Here is a 19492-nt window from a genome sequence, read left to right on the forward strand (position 1 = left end):
CCGTCCCTTTTCAGGACCTAGCACATGCAAACGAACAAGCTCATTTGCTGAAGAAAGGGGCAGAAAGCCTCGCGATCGAATCCTCCAAGAGTGGCCGCCTTGCTACACGCCGGGACTAACCAGTCGGGCCTCATAGCCCTGTGGGGAGGATGGACCATTGTAACCACTGGACACTCGATGACCGGCGGGGCAACGTTCCGAAAAGCACAAGGCTATAAAAGCAAGTTTCGTACCCTACTACGAATCAAATCGCAAGATCGCACCATCCCACGCCAAAGCATGTGTGCCCATCCTGGGTTCGACTTCAGATACCCATAGATGCGACGTCGGATTCATGGGTGGTCTCATCCATTGATGTTTTGCCGAACGTTCCTATTAATAGGATGACGACCGCCATAGACGCGTAGGCGGCTGCCCAGTGATATGGAGTTTGGTGCTTGGTTGCGTGAAGCCGACCTTCGGCCTTGGCGCGGGCCAGGGCGTTTGACGGAGTGACAATCGGTCCCGACGGTACGGGCGAATGGATGATGCCGAACCAGGAAAAGACCGCGGCGCATACGAAGAGGCCCGCGGCTAGGCGAATCCGGCCGTCGATGAGGTGGGCCAGGCCAGCTCCCCAGATGAGGCTCGTGACGATGAATCCGCCCGATAGGATTGTGACAACCTGGACCCAGTGCTGGGCATTGGGGGCCAGGCTCTCGAAGGAGACCGAAGGCAAGACCTGATTGAGCGCGAGCAGGGCGAGGTACGCGAGCGCCGGGACGCACGCGAATGCCACGGCGGCGTAGTGACGCTTCGGCGTCGCCTGGAACGACTGTGCGGTCATCTCCAAGCCGACGAAGATCAGGATCGGGAAGACCGCGGCCTTGGGGATGAGATAGAAGATCCAATCGAAGAACCCGAGGATTCCCGCCGCCCCGACGAAGATTGCCGTCGCCAGCGTATAGCCCGAGCGAGCTCCCATCGCTTTGTATGCTGGATGGCCGATATAAGGAGTCGATTGAATGACGCCGCCGAACAGCCCGCCCACGACCGTCGCGAAGCCTTCTGCCGCGATGATGGCTCCGGTATGGTAATCGTCGCCGGCCGCCGCGGCGCTCTCGGTGCAGTCGATGCCCCCGACGACCGTCGCCAGCGCGAGCGGGATCGCGACGGGGAGGTATCCCAGCGCCTCCTGCCAGAACTGCTGCACCCAGGCCGTCCAGGCGTGAACCGGCATGGGCAAGACGGCTCGCAACGAGGCGGAAGGCCTCGAGCCCTCGGATCCGAACGCGGGTCCGACCCCTAGGACTCCCATCAGATAGTAGACGGCGCAACCCGCGAGCACGGCCGCCAGTGCCCCCGGGAAGTTGCGAGGCAGCCGCCACTTGGCCGTGAGCGTGGCGAGCACCAAGGCGAGCGAGATCATGCCGGCCACCGGCTGCGCGGCGATGTCGATGAGCGGCAGGAAGCTGATGATGACGAGCGCGATCGCGGTCAGGGACCCGAGCAGCCCTGCCCTGGGCAAGGCCCTGCGGATCATGCCGCTGAACGGGGCGCAGCCTAGCTTGAAGATGCCGGAGGCGAGGATCATCGCGATCCCGAGGAACCAGGCGTGCTGCGCCGCATCGACCGGCGTCAGTCCGCGGCCGAGGGCCGCCTTGTAGGCCGGTCCGATGATGAGGAAGACCGCGCCGAACGTGCTGGGGGTATCCAGCCCGAGGGGCATCGCCGTCACGTCCGACCGACGCGACTTCCGGGTGAGTTGGATCCCCATGAGCGTGAAGATGAGGTCGCCGACCAGCACACCGACCGCCGTGCCGGGGATCATCTTCAGCAGGACGAACTCGCTCGGCATGCCGAAGGCACCCACGAGCAACCCTGCCATGAGAATCATGTCGCCGACGTTGTCGAGCATCAGGCCGAAGAAGGCGTTGATGTCTCCGCGGCCGTACCAGGACGAAGGCTGAGGGGTGGGAGAGGCCGGAGTCGAGGCGGCGATACTGGGCGTGGCGGTCAAGGTGCGAGATCTCCCTGCACTGGAGGTTTACGGGCCGCAAGGACGCTCGCCACGATGGCAAGAACGCCCGCGAGTGCGTAGACCGCCGCGGTGGAAGCGATCATCGCACTCAGGCCGTAACGGTCGGCTCCGAAACCGAGCAACACCGGCGAGAGGCTTCCTCCCGCCCAGCCTATGGTGTTCATCAGGCCGGCGGCCGTCCCTCGGACGCGGGGAGAGACCACGTCGTAAATGGATGCAAAAATGTTCGCGTCATAGACCCCCTTGCACATCCCGACGATGACCAGGGAGATCACGAGCATGGGGAGGCTGCTCGCCATCCCGGTCGCGAAGAGGAAGGGAGCCCCGACGATGAGGCTGAATCCTTGCACGCGCATCCGGCCCCCCTTCCGGCGGGCGGCGCGGTCGGCGAGGACGCCGCCGATGAGAGCACCGACGAGGCTCGCCATCGGGAATACCATCGAGGTCAGCGAGGATGCGGACAATCCCAGCTTGAACTTCTCGAAGATGAACGACGTGAGCCAGGTCAGGAAGGACGTGGCCACGAAGTTGGCGCCCGAGAAGACGAGGAGCAGCATGACGGCCGCGGGGATCCGGAGGATCTCCTGGCAATCGGCCAGGAACGTCGTGGGCTGTTTCCCTTCGACCTCGACGGGTTCCTCCTCATTCAGGCTCCGCGGGGGTTCAATGATCCCCTTGATCAGCACCGCGCCATAGAGGAAGCCGATGATCCCCAGTAACCAGAAGGGCGAACGCCAGCCCCAATTCGCGCCCATCACCCCGGCAAGGGCACCGCCGAAGGCCGTGCCGACGTAGACGCTGGTCTGATGCACGCTCATCGCGCGCGAGCGGGTCTTGGGGCCGTGGTAGTCGGCCAGGAGCGACATCGAGGCCGGAAAATAGAAGGACTCACCGAGCCCCTCGGCCGCGCGATAGAAGATGAGTTCGCGGAATGATCGTGCCAATCCCGTCGCTGCGCAGATGAGGCTCCAGAACGCGAGCCCGGAGATGACGAGGATACGCCTCGAGAATCGGTCGACCACGAATCCGGCGATCGGCCCCGTCAGGGCGTACACGAACATGAACGCCGAACCGAGCAGGCCCTGCTGTCCCTTCGAGATGTGGAACTCCTGCTCCAGCAGCGGGAAGACCGAGTTCACCGCCTGGCGGTCGGCGTAGTTGAAGAACCCGCAGAACCAGAGCAGACCGACCACAGTCCAGGGCGAGGAAAATCGGGCTTTGGGCCGCGAATCGACCGAGGGATCGAGCACTCGAACGTTCCTTGAAACATTGGCGGCGGGCCTTGGCCCTTGACGACGGAGAGGACGACCGGACAAACGTATCACAGCGTTGTCCGGTCGGGCAATCGTCCAGGGCTTCGGTCGCGGTGCGCCGAGATCCAAAGCACGTTCGAGGTTGTGGCGATGCTATTGGCAAGGTCGCGGGCGTGCCTCAGGGCGTCGGAGGCGTCGCGGGCAGGATGATCGCCTTCTTGACGACCTTGCGGCCGTTCATCATCGCCGAGTCGACGCGCATGGCCTCAGTCGGGCGCGTCCCGGCGGGGGCCTGGAACTTATCCCCCTCGCCGATCAGTACCAGTTCGCCGGGGTCGAGCGAGAGGGTCGATCCGATGCGGATCCCGGGGGGAGGCGTCTTCTTCTCGGCCCGCAGATACTCTCGGAGGAAGCCGTCCGTCCATCGCACGGTGTTCCTGAGCGAGGCGACGGTCAAGTACGTCCTGCCCGCGTTGCTCTTGATCTGCTCGGCGTGCTGGACGTCGATCACGCCGCCGTTCGGCGAGTCCTCGACGACATTGTCTTCGAAGACCACGCTGAGGAATGGCGTGTGACTCCATCCCCAGGTCATTGGGCCTTCAGTCGGGCATGCTAACAGGCGGAAGGCCTCGCCGCCGACGAATCGATTGCCGCGCACGACCGAGCCGAAGTGATTCCCGGCCAGGACGAGGTTTGAGGCCCTCTTTCCATTCCGGGAGTCGACCGTGTTGCTTGAGAACTCAAAACCCTTGAACCCGTTCGCGATCGAGACGACCTCACTCCCCGTGGGCAGCGGCGAGTTCAGCAGGTAGGCCGTGGGGCTGAGGGTCTGTGCGATCCGCCTCCACTTCCCCGCGTTCGGGCCTTCCAGCACCGCGACGAAATCCCCCGCGCGAGGGGCCAGGCCCTGGGTCTTCGGGACCTGCACGATCCTGCGGTCGTCGGAGGTCCCGGCGAGCTTGCCCTCGAAGTTGAGCCTGTACGACTCCGTCAGGACGATCTCGGGCGAGTTGGCCCAGGGGATCGTGTCGTCGTCTCTCGGTCCGACGTCGACGACCTGATTACCTTCGATTCTTACATTCTCGCCGGAACTCGTCAGGATCAGGAACCGCCAGACTTTCCCCGTGTACGGCGCCTGGCGGGCCCGGTTACCCTTGACGACGAGGTCGTGGACGAAGTGCCCGGCGATGAAGCCGGGGCTGAACGTGCCGGCGGCCGTGCCGACGAAATCATTATCGACGCACTCGACCGGGCCGCCGAAGAATTCGATGACCCCGCCCAGCAGTCGATTCTTGACGATGCGGACGTCACTCGTGTTCATCAACCGCAGGAGTCGAGGGGACTCCTCCCAGCCTTGCGGATTCGCCACGGGCGGCGACTCGATATCGAGATTTGAAAATTCGAGTCGGATCCGATTTTGCCCATATCCAGGGTCGAAGTTGTCCGTCGTGCCGATGATCGCCGGTCCATAACTGATGTCGTTGCGCCAGCGGACCGCCTTGGCGAACCGGACCTGGAAGCCTCGCAGCGTCGTCCCCGAGCCGTGGATCTTGATGGCTGTGGACCAGGGCTCGCCGCCGTTGCTTTGGTCGAACAGCAGGACCGAGCCGGGTTCGCCGAGCAGTTGGATCGGATGCTCCAGGATCAGGGGCTTTGCGAGTCGATACGTCCCCGGCCCTAATGTGAGCGTTCCGGACGTTTTGACAAGCTCGTAGAGGTCATCCCCCGGCTTGGCCCGATTCGAGGTGCCGGAGGCCTGCGGCGCCCGCTTGGAGAGGTCGCAGGCTTTTCCCGGGATCAGGACCACCGTCATGGAACCATCGGCAAGCACCAGGCGAAGCAAGAGCGTCGTATCCGCCTCGTCGCGATTGGGGCTGAAATAGAGGTCGGCCTCGGCGGGGCTTTTGCCTGATTTCCACGTGAGCGGGTTGTCGTAAGGATCGGCGTGAAGCGGGACCTTCTGGTCTCCTCGGTAGATCCAGTTCCCCTGGATCCCGTCGTTCAGGACGGCATGCGCGACCTTCGGCGAGGTCGGCAATCCGGAGAGGGCGATGTGGACGTCACCCGGGTTGGGCCCGCCGCTGTCGTCCTGTCCAAGCCAACGGGCCTCGATGGTGTTCGCGACCAGTGCCGGCATCGGCATCTTCTGCGTCGCGAGGCTCGGCTCGAATCGGCCCGACTCGAGGGTGGCGGAGTCGCCGCGATCGTTGGAGTAGGAAACGACGAGCCGGATCGGTCCCATCCCCAGGCTCACTTCCGGCTGGAAGTACAGATCCCCCTTGGTCCGGTCCTTCGGGTCGCGGACGAACTCGGCCGAAGGTAGGCCTTTCAGGTTGGGACCGGCCTGCCAGCGTCGACGGTCGCGAGTCTCGATGTCGATCGACTTGACCTCGACCTCGGGATCGAGCTTGCTCAGGGTGAGGCGGATGTCCTGGAACCCGTCGGGCCCGACGCCGATGCCCGTCCCCACTTCATCGGAGCCGTCCTGTCCAAGCCATTTCGCGACCATCGCCGCGTCGGGCATGCGCAGATTGGGGTCGGCCTTGCCCCCGCGGATCTGGATGTCAGATCTGCTGTTGTCATTATAATGGAGAGTGATGAAGAACTTGCGCCCTTGTTCGTAGCAGTAGGGCTCGACGTACAGGTCGGCCGTCCTCGAACGTGGGGCTCGCGCCAGGGCGATCGCCGCCGAGTTCGGGATATGAGGGAAGTTCCAGAGCCCTCCCCCGTCCCCCGTCATGACGATCTTGGTGATCTCGCGATCGGCGGGCAGGCCTGAGAGGAAGAACCTCATGTCCTGGTACCCGCTGGGCTGGACGCCCTTGGTCATGCTCGTGTAATCGTGGCCATCCTGCCCGACCCAGCGACCCGATGGGGCGACGGCCGAAACCAACGCAAATCCGAGCGTGACGATCCAACCTGGGGCCATCGCAAGTCCTCCCTCGCGGCGCGTCGTGTGGCTCCGTCCCTTGGCCTGACGGCCAACTCGACGATTGGGATGATACCATAATGCCGAGGGAGAGTCTCAGACCGATAGAGGTTGAGTGCTCGCGAATGGCCGAGAGCCAGGCCGTGAGTTTGGACTGGCTCTCGTTGATCTCCGCATTTCGCGCCGCTGGCCGGATTCTAACTCACTTCAGCGCTTCCTTAAGGGCCTTGACCGCCTCCTCGAGGTGTACCGCTCGATGAACGATCTTCCCCTCGGGATCGATCAGCAGGTAAGTCGGAAGTGAGCTGATCGCGTAGTTCGACTGGATCGTTTCGGAAGCCTCCGGGGTGAAGAAACCATGCTGCCACCGGAGGTCCTGCCTGGCGATGAACTCCCTGGCTTTCTCACGATCCTCGTCGAGATTGATGCCGAGGATGACGACATCCTTGCGGTTTGCCAACTGCTCGCTGACTGTCTTCAATGCGGGGAGGTTGGAGACGCACTGCCCGCACCACGTCGCCCAGAAGTCGATCAGGACATACTTGCCTCTAAGCCCGCCGAGTTGGCCCTTCTTTCCCGAGGCATCGACGAAGTCGATCTCCGGCGCCGGTTCTCCCAGGCGAGGGCCGAGCTTGGTCTCGACCTTGATCTCGCCGAGGTCGATCGGATCGGCCGAGTCGGGGATCGAAACCTTGACGACCCTGGCTCCCACGGGGTTCGTCAGGCAACCCTGGCTCGGAGGCTCATAGAGGTGGATCGCGAGGTCGTACTCGCCCGCCTTGAGGCCCGAGACGGCGAATTGCCCGTGTTCGTCCAGGGTTACCATGGTGTGGTCGAGCGTGCTGAGGAACGCCATACCTTCCCTCGTCGTCCGCCAGGCGGGATTCCAGTCGTCGTCGCGGAAGCCCAGGCTTCGGATGGCCTCGGGCGCCTTGATCCCCGACCCTTTACGAATCAGGTAATTGATTGATTTGTGTAAGTCGATGGTTGGTCCGCCGGGGGCCAGGACGACCTTCCCTTTCAGCGTGGCCCCTTCCCCGCCCAGATCGACCTCGATCTTCTGCCCCGGTTGGATGTCGAGCGGCACGGCCTTCCCGAATGAGGTCGGCGAGTCTCTCCAGATGGATGTGGCGACCGACAGACTCGCCGCCATCGGGGGCACACGCGTCATGACGAAGCGGCCATCGACATCGGTCGTTTGCCCGAGCGAATCCTGGATTCTCGGCGATCTGGAACCTGAGGATCGGATCGCTTCCAGGGCGACTCCCACGGATGGGACAGGCCGTCCCCCTTGCATGACGCGGCCTTCGATCCTCGCCCAGGGCTTGAGTTCGATGTCACCGGCCGGCTGATCCGACCGCCGAGAGATTTCCCTGTAGCCGTCCTGGTGGATGACCATGAGGGCATAGTCTTCATAATCGGCGTGAAACGAGAACGAGCCGTCTCCGGTCGTGATGCAGGTCGGACTCGGCAAACCGCTGTCCTCGAGGTTCGGCAGGTAGATCGTTTGAGATGCCGTACCGAGGATGACCTTCGCGTCCTTGACGGGTTTGCCCTGCCGATCCACAACGCGACCCTTTATGGGCGCCGCGGGTAGAAGTTTGAAGTTATAGGTCGCCTTCGTACCTGCGCGGAAAACCTCGTCGCTGATCGCCGCTCGGTAACCCTGGGCCTCGACGCGGACCCTGTAAGACACGTCGGTGCGGTCCCCCTCGATGCGGTAAGTGTTCGCGTCGAAGGTCTTGATGTCCTGACGGTCCACAGTCACAAGATCGATTGAGCTCTCGAGCACCGGAATGACGACGACGGGCTGAATAGGCTTGCCTGTCATCGCGTCCGTCACCTTGCCGGTGATTTGCAGGACGGGCTTCAGCGTGATGGCGTGGTCCTGTCCATCGGCGGTCAACTCGACTTCTTCGCTGGCGAAGCCTTCCTTCCAGAATCGGTACTTCACCAGATCGTCCGGCGCCCAGGACCATGTGTAGCGTCCCTCGGCGTTGGATTCCGTGGGAATCTGCGTGTCGAGCACGTTCGGATGCTTGTAATTGTAGAGAGATTCGCCGCCTTTCCAGGAATCGATGCTGACATCGACGTCGGGGATGGCTTTGCCATCGGGGTCGATGCAGTGGATCCGAAGCTCCTTTCCCGGTTGAAGTCGAACCGAAACCGGTTCGATGCCGGGCTGAAACTCCAACTTGGTCAGGTAGGGCATCCAATCCTTAGCGACGACCGTGAGCGTGTACGGGCCGGGCTGGAGTGCTGGAAGCCGGAAATCACCGCTTGCGTCGGTCCGGACCTCCTGACTGCCCAGCTCAAAATACGGCCTATCGCCCCAGACAACGACGGCTCCCGAAACCGGCTTTCCGGTGGGATCCGCCACCTGGCCGGTGACCTCGACGCCTGCTTTTAACTTGATGACGGCTCTTTGCGATCGAAGGTCACGTGTGGTGACCTTCTGCAAGCGTTGAAGGCTTCCCCAATACTTGTCTGAGATGTAATTGGCATGGGTGACATTCAGCTCAACCTCAACGTCATCCCCCGGCGGGACACAGTGGACCGTCCATTGCCCCTCAGCATCCGTTAGTCGATTCTCGGCCAGAAAACCGTCGGGGCTGGCCTTCCCGTCACTCTGTCCCCCCGATTTTAACTTGACGTCGACTTTAACCCCCTCGATCGGCTTGCCGGATTCGTCGCAAATTTTCCCGCCAATAGTCGTACCGGGCCTCAGCCGGAAGGTGAAATCCTTCGGCAGCGACAGCTCGGGCCTTTCAGATTCCTCCCAACCTGCGAACATCGGGACGAACCCTTCGGCCCTGGCCCAGACGCGCACGATCTGAAGCCCCTGAGGTAAAGCCAACTCCGCCTGACCCTCGGAATCGCTCACGTAATCTCGCTTCAGCGTCTTGTCAGGCTTGTCGGACCAGACGCTGATATGGAGTTGGACCTTGGGCATGGGCTTGCCATCTGGGCCAAGGACGTGGACTTGCATCGATCGCCTGGCGGAAGCCGGTCGACCCTCAGGAGCAATCATCTGCACGGGATCCGACTTTTCGATGGATTCGGGCGGAGGCTTCGGCGCCGCGGGGGGCGGGGCTTCGGGGTCGCGATTGGACTGGGCGAGAGTGAATCCCGCCAGTGTCAGGGCTCCGATGAGTATGCAACTCGCCGTCGCGGTCGTGATCTTTGCCATGGTCGTCGTCCTCCTCATTGAGGTCAGCAGGGTCGCCACGGACGCCGGAACGATCCGAGCCACGTCCGTCCCGCTCACGAATGCCCGGGCCAACCGCGTCGTCGAGTCCACCAGGGGCGTCGAGGCGAGGTCCGTCGAGGGCGAACCTTGCAGCAACGGCCAGGGAGCCGTCGAGACGCCGATGCCTCGGCGTCCGAGCCTCTCGCGGAGGAGCTTGCGACCCCGGGCCAGGTGGCTCGAGAGCGTCCCTTCCGGCAGGCCGAGCAGGTCGGCCGCCTCCCGCCTGGTCTTCCCTTCGAGCTCGCAGGCCACCAGGGCTTCGCGGTAACGACCGGGGAGCCGGCTCAACTCCTCGTCGAGGATCGAGAGGAGTTCCTGGCGCTCATTGGTCGGCTCGGGGTCGCCCGAAGGGACGATCCGGAGCGTGCGTTCCCTGACCATTCGCCGCTGGTCGCGTCGACGAGCCTCCCTGGACGCACGGACGGCGACGCCATAGAGCCAGTTGCCCAGCTTATGGGATTCGCCGACCGAGCTGGCCCGGCGGATCAGCACGAGGAAGGTCGCCTGGAAGGCGTCCTCGGCCGCGTGGCGATCGTTCAGGATCCTGCGGCAGACGCCCAGGACCATTGGACCATGGCGCTCGACGAGGGCCCGGAAAGCGGCCTCGGCCAGGGCCTGGCCGCCGTTCAGGAAGTGTCTCAGCAACTGGTCGTCGGTCAGGCCGCCGAGGCTCCCGTACGCATAGAGCGTGCGGAGGTCTCGGAAAGCATCGTGCGCGGAGTCTTGTGACATTCGGTTGTGCCTGCGAGTTTGCTTGCGTCCGGCATTCCGATCTGTACTGGCCGCCCAGGAGTCGGCGCGTGCAGGAAACTCCGTTGAAAAAAGAAAGCACGAATGACGTCGGAGTGCGCTTAGACACGAAGTGCGGTCACGCTCTTGCGATCAAGAGTCTGGGCGAACTGCGCCCGCACATTTCCAGTCCCCGAGAATGACCGATCGTCTCCTTTCCTATGGCGAAGTTTGCCATGTCCTGATTCGATCTTTGCGACAGCGTGAGATGTTCCGTCGGACGCCGATCTTACCCGGCTCGTAAAGCCAACTGCAAAAGACCTTTCCGACGACGAACCCGGATCGAGAGTGTCGTCGCCGGTCTCCCCCTGGTGATGGCAACACCGATTCCCAATCGCGGTCTGCATTGGAGGTTGCGTACTCACCGAGCTCGAATTATAAGGAAGATCCTTGTCCACTCGTTTGCCCTCTCCAGGCGACCTCTCGCAAGGGCGTCTTCCATCCTCTCCGTTAGGCCAACGAACAAATCCGGTCGTCATTCTGTCCTGGTTTATTTATTAAGGAAGACATTCCGTGCGCAAATCATCTCCACTGATGAGCATCCTGGCCATTGTCGGGGGGATGGCCAACTTCGCCGCGGCCGCCGAACCCGTCAAGGAGACGGCCCCCTTCGGGCTCGAGACGCGGATTCCCTGGACGACCTCGCACGTGGTCGGCGCACCCGAGCCCCCGTCCCCCTACCTCACCGAGAAGGTCTTCCCTCGCCTCAAGATTTTCCAGCCGCTCACCTTCGAGATCGAGCCGGGCCGGAAGAGCTACCTGGTGATCCAGCACCTGGGAAGCTGGTCGGCCCCCGCCAAGATCCTGCGCGTGGCGGACGACCCCCAGGCCGATTCTTACGACACGATCCTGGAGATCCCCGGGATCGCGCTCGGCCTGGACTATCACCCCGATTATCTCAACAACGGCTACATTTTCGTCGGGCATAACTCCGTGATCGAGGGCGTCCACAAGACGCGCGTCTCGCGGTTCACCGTCGACAAGGATCCGCCTCACCACATCGATCCCAAGTCCGAATACGTCATCATCGACTGGGATTCGAACGGCCACGACGGCGGCGACGTCGCGTTCGGCGGCGACGGCATGCTTTACGTGACCTCGGGCGACGGCACGTCCGACTCCGACAGGAACAACCGGGGCCAGGAACTCACGCACCTGACGGCCAAGATCCTCCGCATCGACGTCGACCACCCCGACGCGGGGCGGGCTTACTCGGTGCCGAAGGATAACCCCTTCCTCTCGTTCCCCGGAGCCCGGCCCGAGACCTGGGCTTATGGCCTGCGGAATCCCTGGCGACTCTCTTATGACAAGGTCTCGGGACAGCTCTGGTGCGGCAACAACGGGCAGGATCTTTGGGAGACGACGTATTGCGTCACCAAGGGGGCCAACTACGGCTGGAGCGCCTTCGAGGGGAGCCACGAGTTCCTCAATTCCCGCAAGATCGGTCCGACCCCCCACACGCCCCCGACCACGGAGCATCACCACTCCGAGTCGCGATCGCTCACGGGCGGGCTCGTGTATCAGGGGGATAAGCTGCCCGAGCTCAAGGGTGCGTACGTCTACGGCGACTGGTCGACCGGGAAGATCTGGGCGGTGAAGGTCGTCGACGACAAGGTCCAGTGGCTCAAGGAGATCGTCGACACCACCTTCCAGATCACGGGCTTCGGCATCGACTTCGACGGCAACCTGATCGTCATCGACCACCAGACGGCCTTCCACAAGCTCGTGCCGAGGCCGGTCGTCGCCGACAAGGATCAGCCGAAGTTCCCTGCGAAGCTCAGCGAGACGGGGATCTTCAAGTCGCTCAAGGATCGCAAACCCGAGGCGGGGCTGATCCCCTACTCCGTCAACGCCCCCCTCTGGTCGGACGGGGCCTACAAGGAGCGGATGATCGCCGTCCCCGGCGAAGAGAAGGTCGGCTACAAGGATGCGTGGGGGTGGGACTTCCCCAATGGGACCGTGCTGGTGAAGACCTTCCTCTACGACATCGTGAAGGAAGGCAGGGCGACTCGGCAGCCCATCGAAACCCGCCTGATGACGAGGCAGGACAACGAGTGGGTCGGCTACTCGTACGCCTGGAATGACGACCAGACCGACGCCTTCCTCGTGACCAAGGAGGGGGTCGACAAGGATTTCCAGGTCCGACCCGTCGGGCAAACCGAGGGCGTGCGAACCCAACGCTGGCACTTCCCCAGCCGGGCCGAGTGCATGGTCTGCCACTCCCGGGCGGCGAGCTATGTCCTCGGCCTCACCGAGGTCCAGATGAACAAGGATCACGACTACGGCGGGGTCGTCGACAACCAGTTGCGAGCCCTCGATCACATCGGGTTCTTCAAGACCCCCCTGGCCAAGAAGCCGAGCGAGTTGCCGCACCTCGTCGACCCGTTCGACGGCTCGATCGACCTCGAGAAGCGCGTGAAGTCGTACGTCCACTCGAACTGCGCGAGCTGCCACGTCGAGGCCGGCGGCGGGAACGCGGCGATCGACCTGAGCCTGCAGGCGTCGCTCAAGTCGATGGGGCTCGGCGTCGTGCCGTCGCAGGATCATCTGGGCATCAAGGATGCCCGGATCATCGCACCCGGATCGCCCGAACAATCGACGCTCTTCCAGCGCATCTCGCGGCGAGGGCCCGGTCAGATGCCTCCCGTCGGCACGAATCTCGTCGACGAGAACGCGGTGAAACTGCTCCGCGAGTGGATCACCCAGGTCCACACGCCGAAGCCTGCCGAGGCGAAGCCGTCGGAATGAGTCGACAATCACCGCCTCCATGTGCCAATCTTGGGATCTCGGCCGCTCGCGACGTTGCCGGCGACGTCTCCGCGAGCGAGCGGCCCGATTCCAGTTTCCGCGACCCCGAGTGCCCTCGACATTGAAGTCGGAGCCCGGGACGCGGACGAGGCGAGTGGGCGATGGCACGCGAATCGATGGGCAGCTTGTTCGACGAAACCGATGACGTTGCAGAGGTCGACCCCAACGCCCCGCTGGCGGAGCGGATGCGTCCTCGCAACTTGCAGGAGTTCGTCGGGCAGCAGCACCTCATGGGGGAAGGCAAGGTCCTGCGCCGACTCGTCGAGCGCGGGTCGTTGCCTTCCCTGGTTCTTTGGGGGCCTCCCGGCAGCGGCAAGACGACGCTGGCGCGGATCCTGGCCGCCGAGTCGAAGTCCCAGTTCCTCGCGATCTCGGCCGTCTTCGCCGGGGTCAAGGAATTGCGAGCGGCGCTCGATGAGGCGAGACGGCTTCGAGGGCGTCGAGGGCGGACCGTCCTGTTCGTCGACGAGATCCACCGCTTCAACAAGGCCCAGCAGGACGCCCTCTTACCCGCCGTCGAAGAGGGCCTGGTGACTCTCATCGGCGCCACCACCGAGAACCCCTCGTTCGAGGTCAACGCCGCCCTGCTCTCTCGCTCCCGCGTGCTCACGCTTCTGCCCCTGAGCGAGTCGGACATCGCCAGCATCGTCACACGAGCTTTGACGGATTCGGATCGGGGTCTGGGAACGCTCCATCCGATCGTCTCCGAGCGGGAAGTGCAACGCCTCGCCCACGCCGCCGCCGGCGATGCCCGAGTGGCCCTCACGGCCCTCGAGGCCGCGGTCAACGCCACGCCCGTCGACGAGGATAAAGCCCGTCGCCTCACGCCGGAGACGATCATCGAGGCCCTGGGGCGGGCCCGCTATGCGTACGACAAGGGTGGGGAGGAACATTACAACCTGATCTCGGCCTTGATCAAGTCATTGCGCAATTCCGACGTCAACGCCGCGCTCTACTGGCTCGCCAGGCTCATCGAAGGCGGGGCGGATCCCATCTTCATCGCCAGACGACTCTGCATCCTGGCCTCGGAAGACGTCGGGATGGCCGATCCCCAGGCCATGGTTCAGGCTTCCTCCGCGGCTCAGATTACTCAGATGATCGGTTTTCCCGAGGCCCTCTTCCCGCTCACGCAGGCGACGATCTATCTGGCCCAGGCTCCCAAGTCGAACGGCGTCAAGCGAGCGTACAGGGCCGCAGCCGTCGACGCCGAGGCCACGGCGCGCGAGCCCGTCCCTTATCACCTCCGCAATGCGGTGACCAAGCTCATGAAGGGGATAGGGTACGGCGAGGGATATCGCTACGTCCACGATGATCCCAATGCTCGCGAGGAGATGCGCTGTCTGCCCGAGCAACTCGAAGGTCGTACATACTGGCAGGAAGGCGACGAGCCATCGTGAGCCGATGCCGTTGGAGCCCAACAATCAGGGAGGCGAGGCGGCTTCGATCTCTCAAAGCCTCGAAGAGCAGTCGAAGGTGGGAGGGTTTCCTTCTGTCGAGGAACGTCCTAACTGGTCATCTCCAGAAAGATTAAGGTCGATGATCCGTCTGCCCATCGGCTGGGACGCCGTCGGCGTTTCGGGACGCTCTGCGGTTCGAGAACTCGAGCAGCCGCGACTCCAGGCGTTCGAGGTCGAGTGGCTTGATGAGGTGATCGTCGAAGCCGGCCTCCTCGGATTTCTGGGGTTCGTGATCTCGCCCGTAGCCGGTGATGGCCATGATCATCAGGTCGTCGGAATCGAGGCTATCGCGTAGCCGGCGGGCGAGTGTAAAGCCGTCCATCCCCGGGAGGCTGATGTCCACGAGCGCGACGTGGGGATGGTACGAATTCGCGAGCTCGAGCGCCCGAAGGCCGTCGTAGGCCATGAGTGACTCATGCCCCCAGAGCCGGACGATCATGGCCAGGCTCTCGGCGGCCTGGACGTTGTCATCCACGATCAGGACTCTGAGCGAACTCCCTTCGTCCTGAGGCCTGGTCGACGCTGCGGTAGATTCGTGGTTCACAGTGGTCGAATGGATAGGAAACCCTATCGTGGATTCGCCCCCAAGTCCTCGTCCTGTGTGTTGGTAAAGCACCGAACCTCCATGACTGGGCTGGGCCGACATCGGCGAAACTGCTGGCCAACGCGTCCGAGACTGTCCCTGGGCGAACTCATCGATCGAGTGCGTCGCCCCAAAACGCATACACCCGGCGGTACTGCAATACCGGTGCCAGGATTGAGAAACCGCTTGACATCTGGCAAGAAAGCAACACGGGCCAACCGCACGTTCGCGGTCATCCCAAGATATGACGGTCGGCCCCAATGAGACCCGACGCCGATGTAGAGCACTGGGAAAGGATGCGGGGGTGGAGTCCATGCCTGGAATGTAGCGAACAACCTGGGCTCGATCTGCATGATTCAGTCGCGATGAGGCTTATTGTATCGCTCGAGTGTTACTGCCTTGCCTTGATAGAAGGTTTGAAATTGTATGAGATGCCTGTTTTATAAATGCTTGTTGATTATTTAATTGATCGAGATCGCTTCGAGGAAATTCTTGTCGACGAGTCCTCGATGACGGCCGCATTTTCAGTGGTCCCCTCCAGGATGGGTGCATTACCGAGTGGATAGAGTCGGGGCTTGGTCTGACAGCCGAAAATGGCAGGTCGCTGAAATCAACCGGCGAACGCTCCGAGATTAGCGGCTCGACTTTCGCCGGAGCAGGCGGCTCGGGATGATGGTCAGGGTGATCAGGCCGCCCACGAGGATGAGGAAAAGGTGGTTCCAATCCGCGGCGGGCACGACCATGCCGTGGACGAAGACGGCGGTCTCGCCCGCCTTCCGGCTGGCCTTGAAGTAGATGCGGACGGGGCGGAGGGTGCCGTCGGGGAGCTTGCGGTCGGTCTTGTAGGTCAGGGTGTAGGTCGAACGGAGTCGCTTGGCGAGTTCCTCATAGATCGAACGCAACTGCGCGGCGTCCCGGGCGGGGTAATACTGGCCGCGGGTCGAGGTGGCCAGGCGACGGAGGGCATCGCTCTCAATCTCGTCCTCGGTCCCGAGTCCCAGGGTGTGGACGGGGAGGCCCATCCGATTCGCCATCAGGATGACGTTGTCGAGAGTGGCAGTCTGGCTGAACGTATCTTCTCCGTCGGTGAGAGCCAGGACCGCCCGACGCCCCGTTTGAGACTGGAGGAGTTCCAGGGCCTCGGCCACGGCGTCGTAGTAGCGCGTGGCGCCGAAGGGGCTCAGGGTCTCGACCGCTTCGCTGACCTTGGAGAAATCATCAGTGAACGGGGTCAGCAACTCGACCTCGGAGCCGAAGGCGATGACCGCAACCCGCGAACCCTTCGGCAGGCCTTTCAGGAAAGGGCCGACCGCACGCTTGAGGTGAGACATGCGGTCTTCCTGCTGCATGCTGAGGCTTCGATCCACCACGAGGACGACGGTGGTGGGGTGGGTGGTCAGCGTCAGCGGGGAGTCGAGGCTCTGGATCGGGACGTCCTGGTCATACTCGGTGACGCGGAAGTCTTCGCGGCGGCCGTCGAGCAGGAATGAGCCGTCGGGGCGCTTCACCTCAAACTCGACGCTGATCTCCGGGAAGTTGGACTGGCTCGCGCTCGTGATGACGACGCTGGCGTCGTCCCCTTCCCCCATGCCGACGGGCTTGGCGGCAGGGTCGGGGGCGGGACCAGCCTCGGGGGCGGGAGTCGGTTCATTCTGCAGGGCGACCGTCGTCACGACGGTTGGGAGCCGCAAGACGCGGTCGAGTTCGAACGCGAGGTTCGCCTTGCGCAGGAATAGCAGGGCGAGGCACGAGTTGGGCAATGAGCCCCAGCGTTCGTCCGGCCAACTCCCGTCGTCGCGCTGGCGACGCAAGAGCTCCGCGGCGCCGGTCGCGTACCAATCGAAGCCGGAGAGCTGGCGCAGGCCGAGGGCCACGCAAACGCGCTCCAGCGACCACAGGTAATAAATTTCGGACTGTGGGCCGATCCTCTTCGCATCGTTCGTCACGGCGGCGAGCGCCGAGGTGAAGATCGGGTCATTGGCGAGTGCGGCGCCCCGGGCCCGAGCCGTCTGTCGCTCGGCGAGATGAGGGCGGGCCGCTCCGATGGCCAGGCCCATCAGGCCGGCGCAAGTCATCGACTCGGTGCCCCACTGGTTGGGCAGATAGCCCCAATGGCCGTCCTGATTCTCGGTGCTGCGGAAATGCCCGTCGATCGACTCGAGGGCCTCGTTCGGGTCGAAGCCGTGACGTCCGGCGGCCCACATCCCGAGCAGGGCGAACTGGGTGTTCGAGTTGTCCCCGGCCGCCTGGATCCTGCGCTCGCCGCTCGTGCGTCGGCGGCGAGTTTTCTTGTCCGTCGCCGGGGATTCCACTTCATCGGATTCTTCACGTGCGTCGAAAGGAACCGTATACGACCACATGCCCCCCTGATCGCCACTATCGAGCCGTGATGCAAGGCGGCGGATCAGGGCCTCGTTTTTGCCATGTCCATCGCCCGAGCCCGGCCCTTGTACCCGGGCCAGGAAAAGGATCGCCAGCGCCAGGTCGTAGGTCTGATTCGAGCGGATTGCGAGGACTTTGATCGTCTCCTCGGCCGAGCTGACGGCCGGGTCCAATCGGTCCGCTCCGTTCTCCAGCAATGCGAGCCCGGCCAGGGCCGTGATACCCAGGTTATGATTATGATTGAACGCGTAGGACCAGTTTCCTCCCGGCTCCTGCTGTTTCTTGATGAACGCCATCCCGCGTTCGATCGCCTGCGCCACATCCTGGTCGCTCGGCCCTGCTGCGATGGCAAGGTCTTGAGGATCCATGAAAACGAAGAAGGCGGCGAGGCAGACGAAAAGGCGTGATTTCATGACGAAGCCTCGACGCCGGGTTGATGAGGGATCAGCAGCGTGGTCAGGAATCCGAGTGCCCCGCCCAGGACGGCCCAGAGTAATTCTTGAAAGAACGGCGAGGTGCCGATCATGGGCTCGATTGACCGGCATAGGGCGACGAATATGGCCGAGGCGAAGACACCCAGGCATCCCCCCGCAAATCCCGAAGTCACCACGTCCCGCCCTGCCCCTCGCTTGAGCGCGAGCGTGGCGGCAACCGCGACCCCAGCGAGGGCGAACACCATCGCGGCGCCGAAGAGCTGCGGCGAGGCTCCCGCCGGGTTCGCCCCATCGAACCCACCGCCGATCATGACGAGGAGTCGAGCCAGGAGGCCGAGGAGGATCCCCACGCTCACTCGCGACACGGCCGAACGCTTCTCCAGGAACTCGCCGAGGGGGACGCCCGTCGCGATCGGGGCTTCAGTTTCGAGGTCCAGCGGCACCGGCGCCGAGGGGCGTTCGACGCGAATCTCAACCTTCTGCTTGCCCCCGTTGCTCTCGATGACGAACGTCCCGACCTTGGGCACATCGAGCGACTCGGGGATCTGTACCTCGAACGAGAGGCTTGACTGATCGACGGTTACATGCCCTTCGTGGACGTCGTTCGGGCTGAAACGGATCCAGGTCGCATCCTGGCCCTCGACGCGAACCTTGGAACGGAGCAGGCGATAGCCGGTGTTCGTGAGGGTCAACGACTGCATCACGATCCCGCCGCCGGGAGAGGCCTTGACCACGATCTTCGAGGGATGAACCTCGAGTTCGGGCACGGCGGCTCGACTCGTCGGGAGCGTCCCCAGCCAGCTATCAAGCAACTCGTCGGGTGAGCCGGATGTCTGTGGCTCGGGGCGGTGGATCGATCGTAGAAAAGAACCGAGGCGGCCCGACGTCAGTTCCTCCCGAAGCGCCGACCATCGCTGAGCCGAGACCGCGAGAAAGTCATCCCAGGTCCGGCACGTCGCCCCCGACGCCAGGACGAACGGGGCCGGCAGCGCGACGGGGCCAGATGTCGTCGGTGTCGGTATCGGGGGCGGAATCGCGACCGTGGGAGCGGACCGGGGCGGTGTTGCGACGGGTTGGCTCGGGACCGGCTTGGCCGCAGGCTGTGGTCGAGGCGGTGTCGACGACGCGGGCGGCCTTTCGACCGCAGGAGGGGAGGGAGGCTTGATCGGCTCCGCGGGTTTGGCCACAGGAACCGGCTGGGCCGGCCTGGCTTGAGGTTTCGGGCTGGGAGCCGAGGACGGCGGAGATCCTTGCTCAACGACCTTGAGTTGGACCCCGCCGAGCTGGATCAGGTCGCCGGTCTGGAGGGCCTTGGACTGGCCGCCGAGGAGGCGTTGGCGATTGACGAACGTGCCGCCGGGGCTCTCGAGGTCGCGGAGGGTCAGGCCGCTCGGCGACCTCGAGATCGAAGCGTGTTGCGCCGCCATGCGTCTGGGGCCATCGCCTTCCTGCTCGGAGAGGTCGATGCCGTGATTTCCGTTCAAGAAATTCCCGAGCGTCGTCTCTCCGGACTGGAGCGCATAGAGCTTGCCGACCTCACGCCCTCGCACGATCTCCAGCGACCAGGCTTTCGCGTTCATGTTCATC

At 63.5% G+C, this 19492-nt stretch carries 9 protein-coding genes; 2 read left to right on the top strand and 7 right to left on the bottom strand.

Features of this window, described 5'->3' with window-relative positions:
- Window positions 1-304: 304 nt before the first annotated feature.
- The 4 genes from ACOYYX_RS28585 to ACOYYX_RS28600 all read right to left on the bottom strand — a co-directional run bounded on the left by ACOYYX_RS28585 (window position 305) and on the right by ACOYYX_RS28600 (window position 10184).
- Complete coding sequence (locus ACOYYX_RS28585; RefSeq protein ID WP_422926074.1) at window positions 305-1999, bottom strand: permease; 1695 nt, start codon at window positions 1997-1999, stop codon at window positions 305-307.
- Complete coding sequence (locus tag ACOYYX_RS28590) at window positions 1996-3270, bottom strand: MFS transporter (RefSeq protein ID WP_422926076.1); 1275 nt, start codon at window positions 3268-3270, stop codon at window positions 1996-1998. Before ACOYYX_RS28590 ends, ACOYYX_RS28585 begins: the two co-directional genes overlap by 4 nt.
- A gap of 181 nt (window positions 3271-3451) precedes the next feature.
- On the bottom strand, window positions 3452-6202 hold the full coding sequence (locus ACOYYX_RS28595; protein WP_422926078.1) for a hypothetical protein: 2751 nt from the start codon (window positions 6200-6202) through the stop codon (window positions 3452-3454).
- A 202-nt stretch (window positions 6203-6404) separates the two neighbouring features.
- Window positions 6405-10184, bottom strand: a complete 3780-nt coding sequence (locus ACOYYX_RS28600) for a sigma-70 family RNA polymerase sigma factor (RefSeq protein ID WP_422926079.1) — start codon at window positions 10182-10184, stop codon at window positions 6405-6407.
- Window positions 10185-10754: 570 nt separating this feature from the next.
- Here ACOYYX_RS28600 and ACOYYX_RS28605 point away from each other — a divergent pair.
- Both ACOYYX_RS28605 and ACOYYX_RS28610 read left to right on the top strand, forming a co-directional pair.
- Window positions 10755-12989 (top strand): PQQ-dependent sugar dehydrogenase, encoded by a 2235-nt coding sequence (locus tag ACOYYX_RS28605; protein WP_422926081.1) that lies wholly within the window; start codon window positions 10755-10757, stop codon window positions 12987-12989.
- Between the two features lie 161 nt (window positions 12990-13150).
- Window positions 13151-14446: a replication-associated recombination protein A gene (locus tag ACOYYX_RS28610; RefSeq protein ID WP_422926083.1), complete on the top strand. Its 1296-nt coding sequence runs from the start codon at window positions 13151-13153 to the stop codon at window positions 14444-14446.
- Between the two features lie 130 nt (window positions 14447-14576).
- Here ACOYYX_RS28610 and ACOYYX_RS28615 read toward each other — a convergent pair whose 3' ends face one another.
- The 3 genes from ACOYYX_RS28615 to ACOYYX_RS28625 form a co-directional block, all read right to left on the bottom strand.
- The gene (locus ACOYYX_RS28615; RefSeq protein ID WP_422926084.1) at window positions 14577-14981 is read right to left on the bottom strand and encodes a response regulator; all 405 of its coding nucleotides are present in this window, start codon (window positions 14979-14981) and stop codon (window positions 14577-14579) included.
- 740 nt (window positions 14982-15721) lie between these two features.
- On the bottom strand, window positions 15722-17884 hold the full coding sequence (locus tag ACOYYX_RS28620) for a VWA domain-containing protein (protein ID WP_422926086.1): 2163 nt from the start codon (window positions 17882-17884) through the stop codon (window positions 15722-15724).
- A complete protein-coding gene (locus ACOYYX_RS28625; RefSeq protein WP_422926088.1) occupies window positions 17881-19485 on the bottom strand; it encodes an FHA domain-containing protein in 1605 nt (534 codons plus the stop codon). Before ACOYYX_RS28625 ends, ACOYYX_RS28620 begins: the two co-directional genes overlap by 4 nt.
- Between the last annotated feature and the right edge of the window lie 7 nt (window positions 19486-19492).

The organism is Singulisphaera chitinilytica (genome assembly GCF_049331405.1).
In the GTDB taxonomy this organism is placed as follows: Bacteria; Planctomycetota; Planctomycetia; order Isosphaerales; family Isosphaeraceae; genus PoT.

Coding starts and splice junctions, on each gene's coding strand:
- ACOYYX_RS28595 (WP_422926078.1), bottom strand. CDS start 6,202: ATGGCCCCAGGTTGGATCGTCACGCTCGGATTTGCGTTGGTTTCGGCC.
- ACOYYX_RS28600 (WP_422926079.1), bottom strand. CDS start 10,184: ATGTCACAAGACTCCGCGCACGATGCTTTCCGAGACCTCCGCACGCTC.
- ACOYYX_RS28610 (WP_422926083.1), top strand. CDS start 13,151: ATGGCACGCGAATCGATGGGCAGCTTGTTCGACGAAACCGATGACGTT.
- ACOYYX_RS28620 (WP_422926086.1), bottom strand. CDS start 17,884: ATGAAATCACGCCTTTTCGTCTGCCTCGCCGCCTTCTTCGTTTTCATG.
- ACOYYX_RS28625 (WP_422926088.1), bottom strand. CDS start 19,485: ATGAACGCGAAAGCCTGGTCGCTGGAGATCGTGCGAGGGCGTGAGGTC.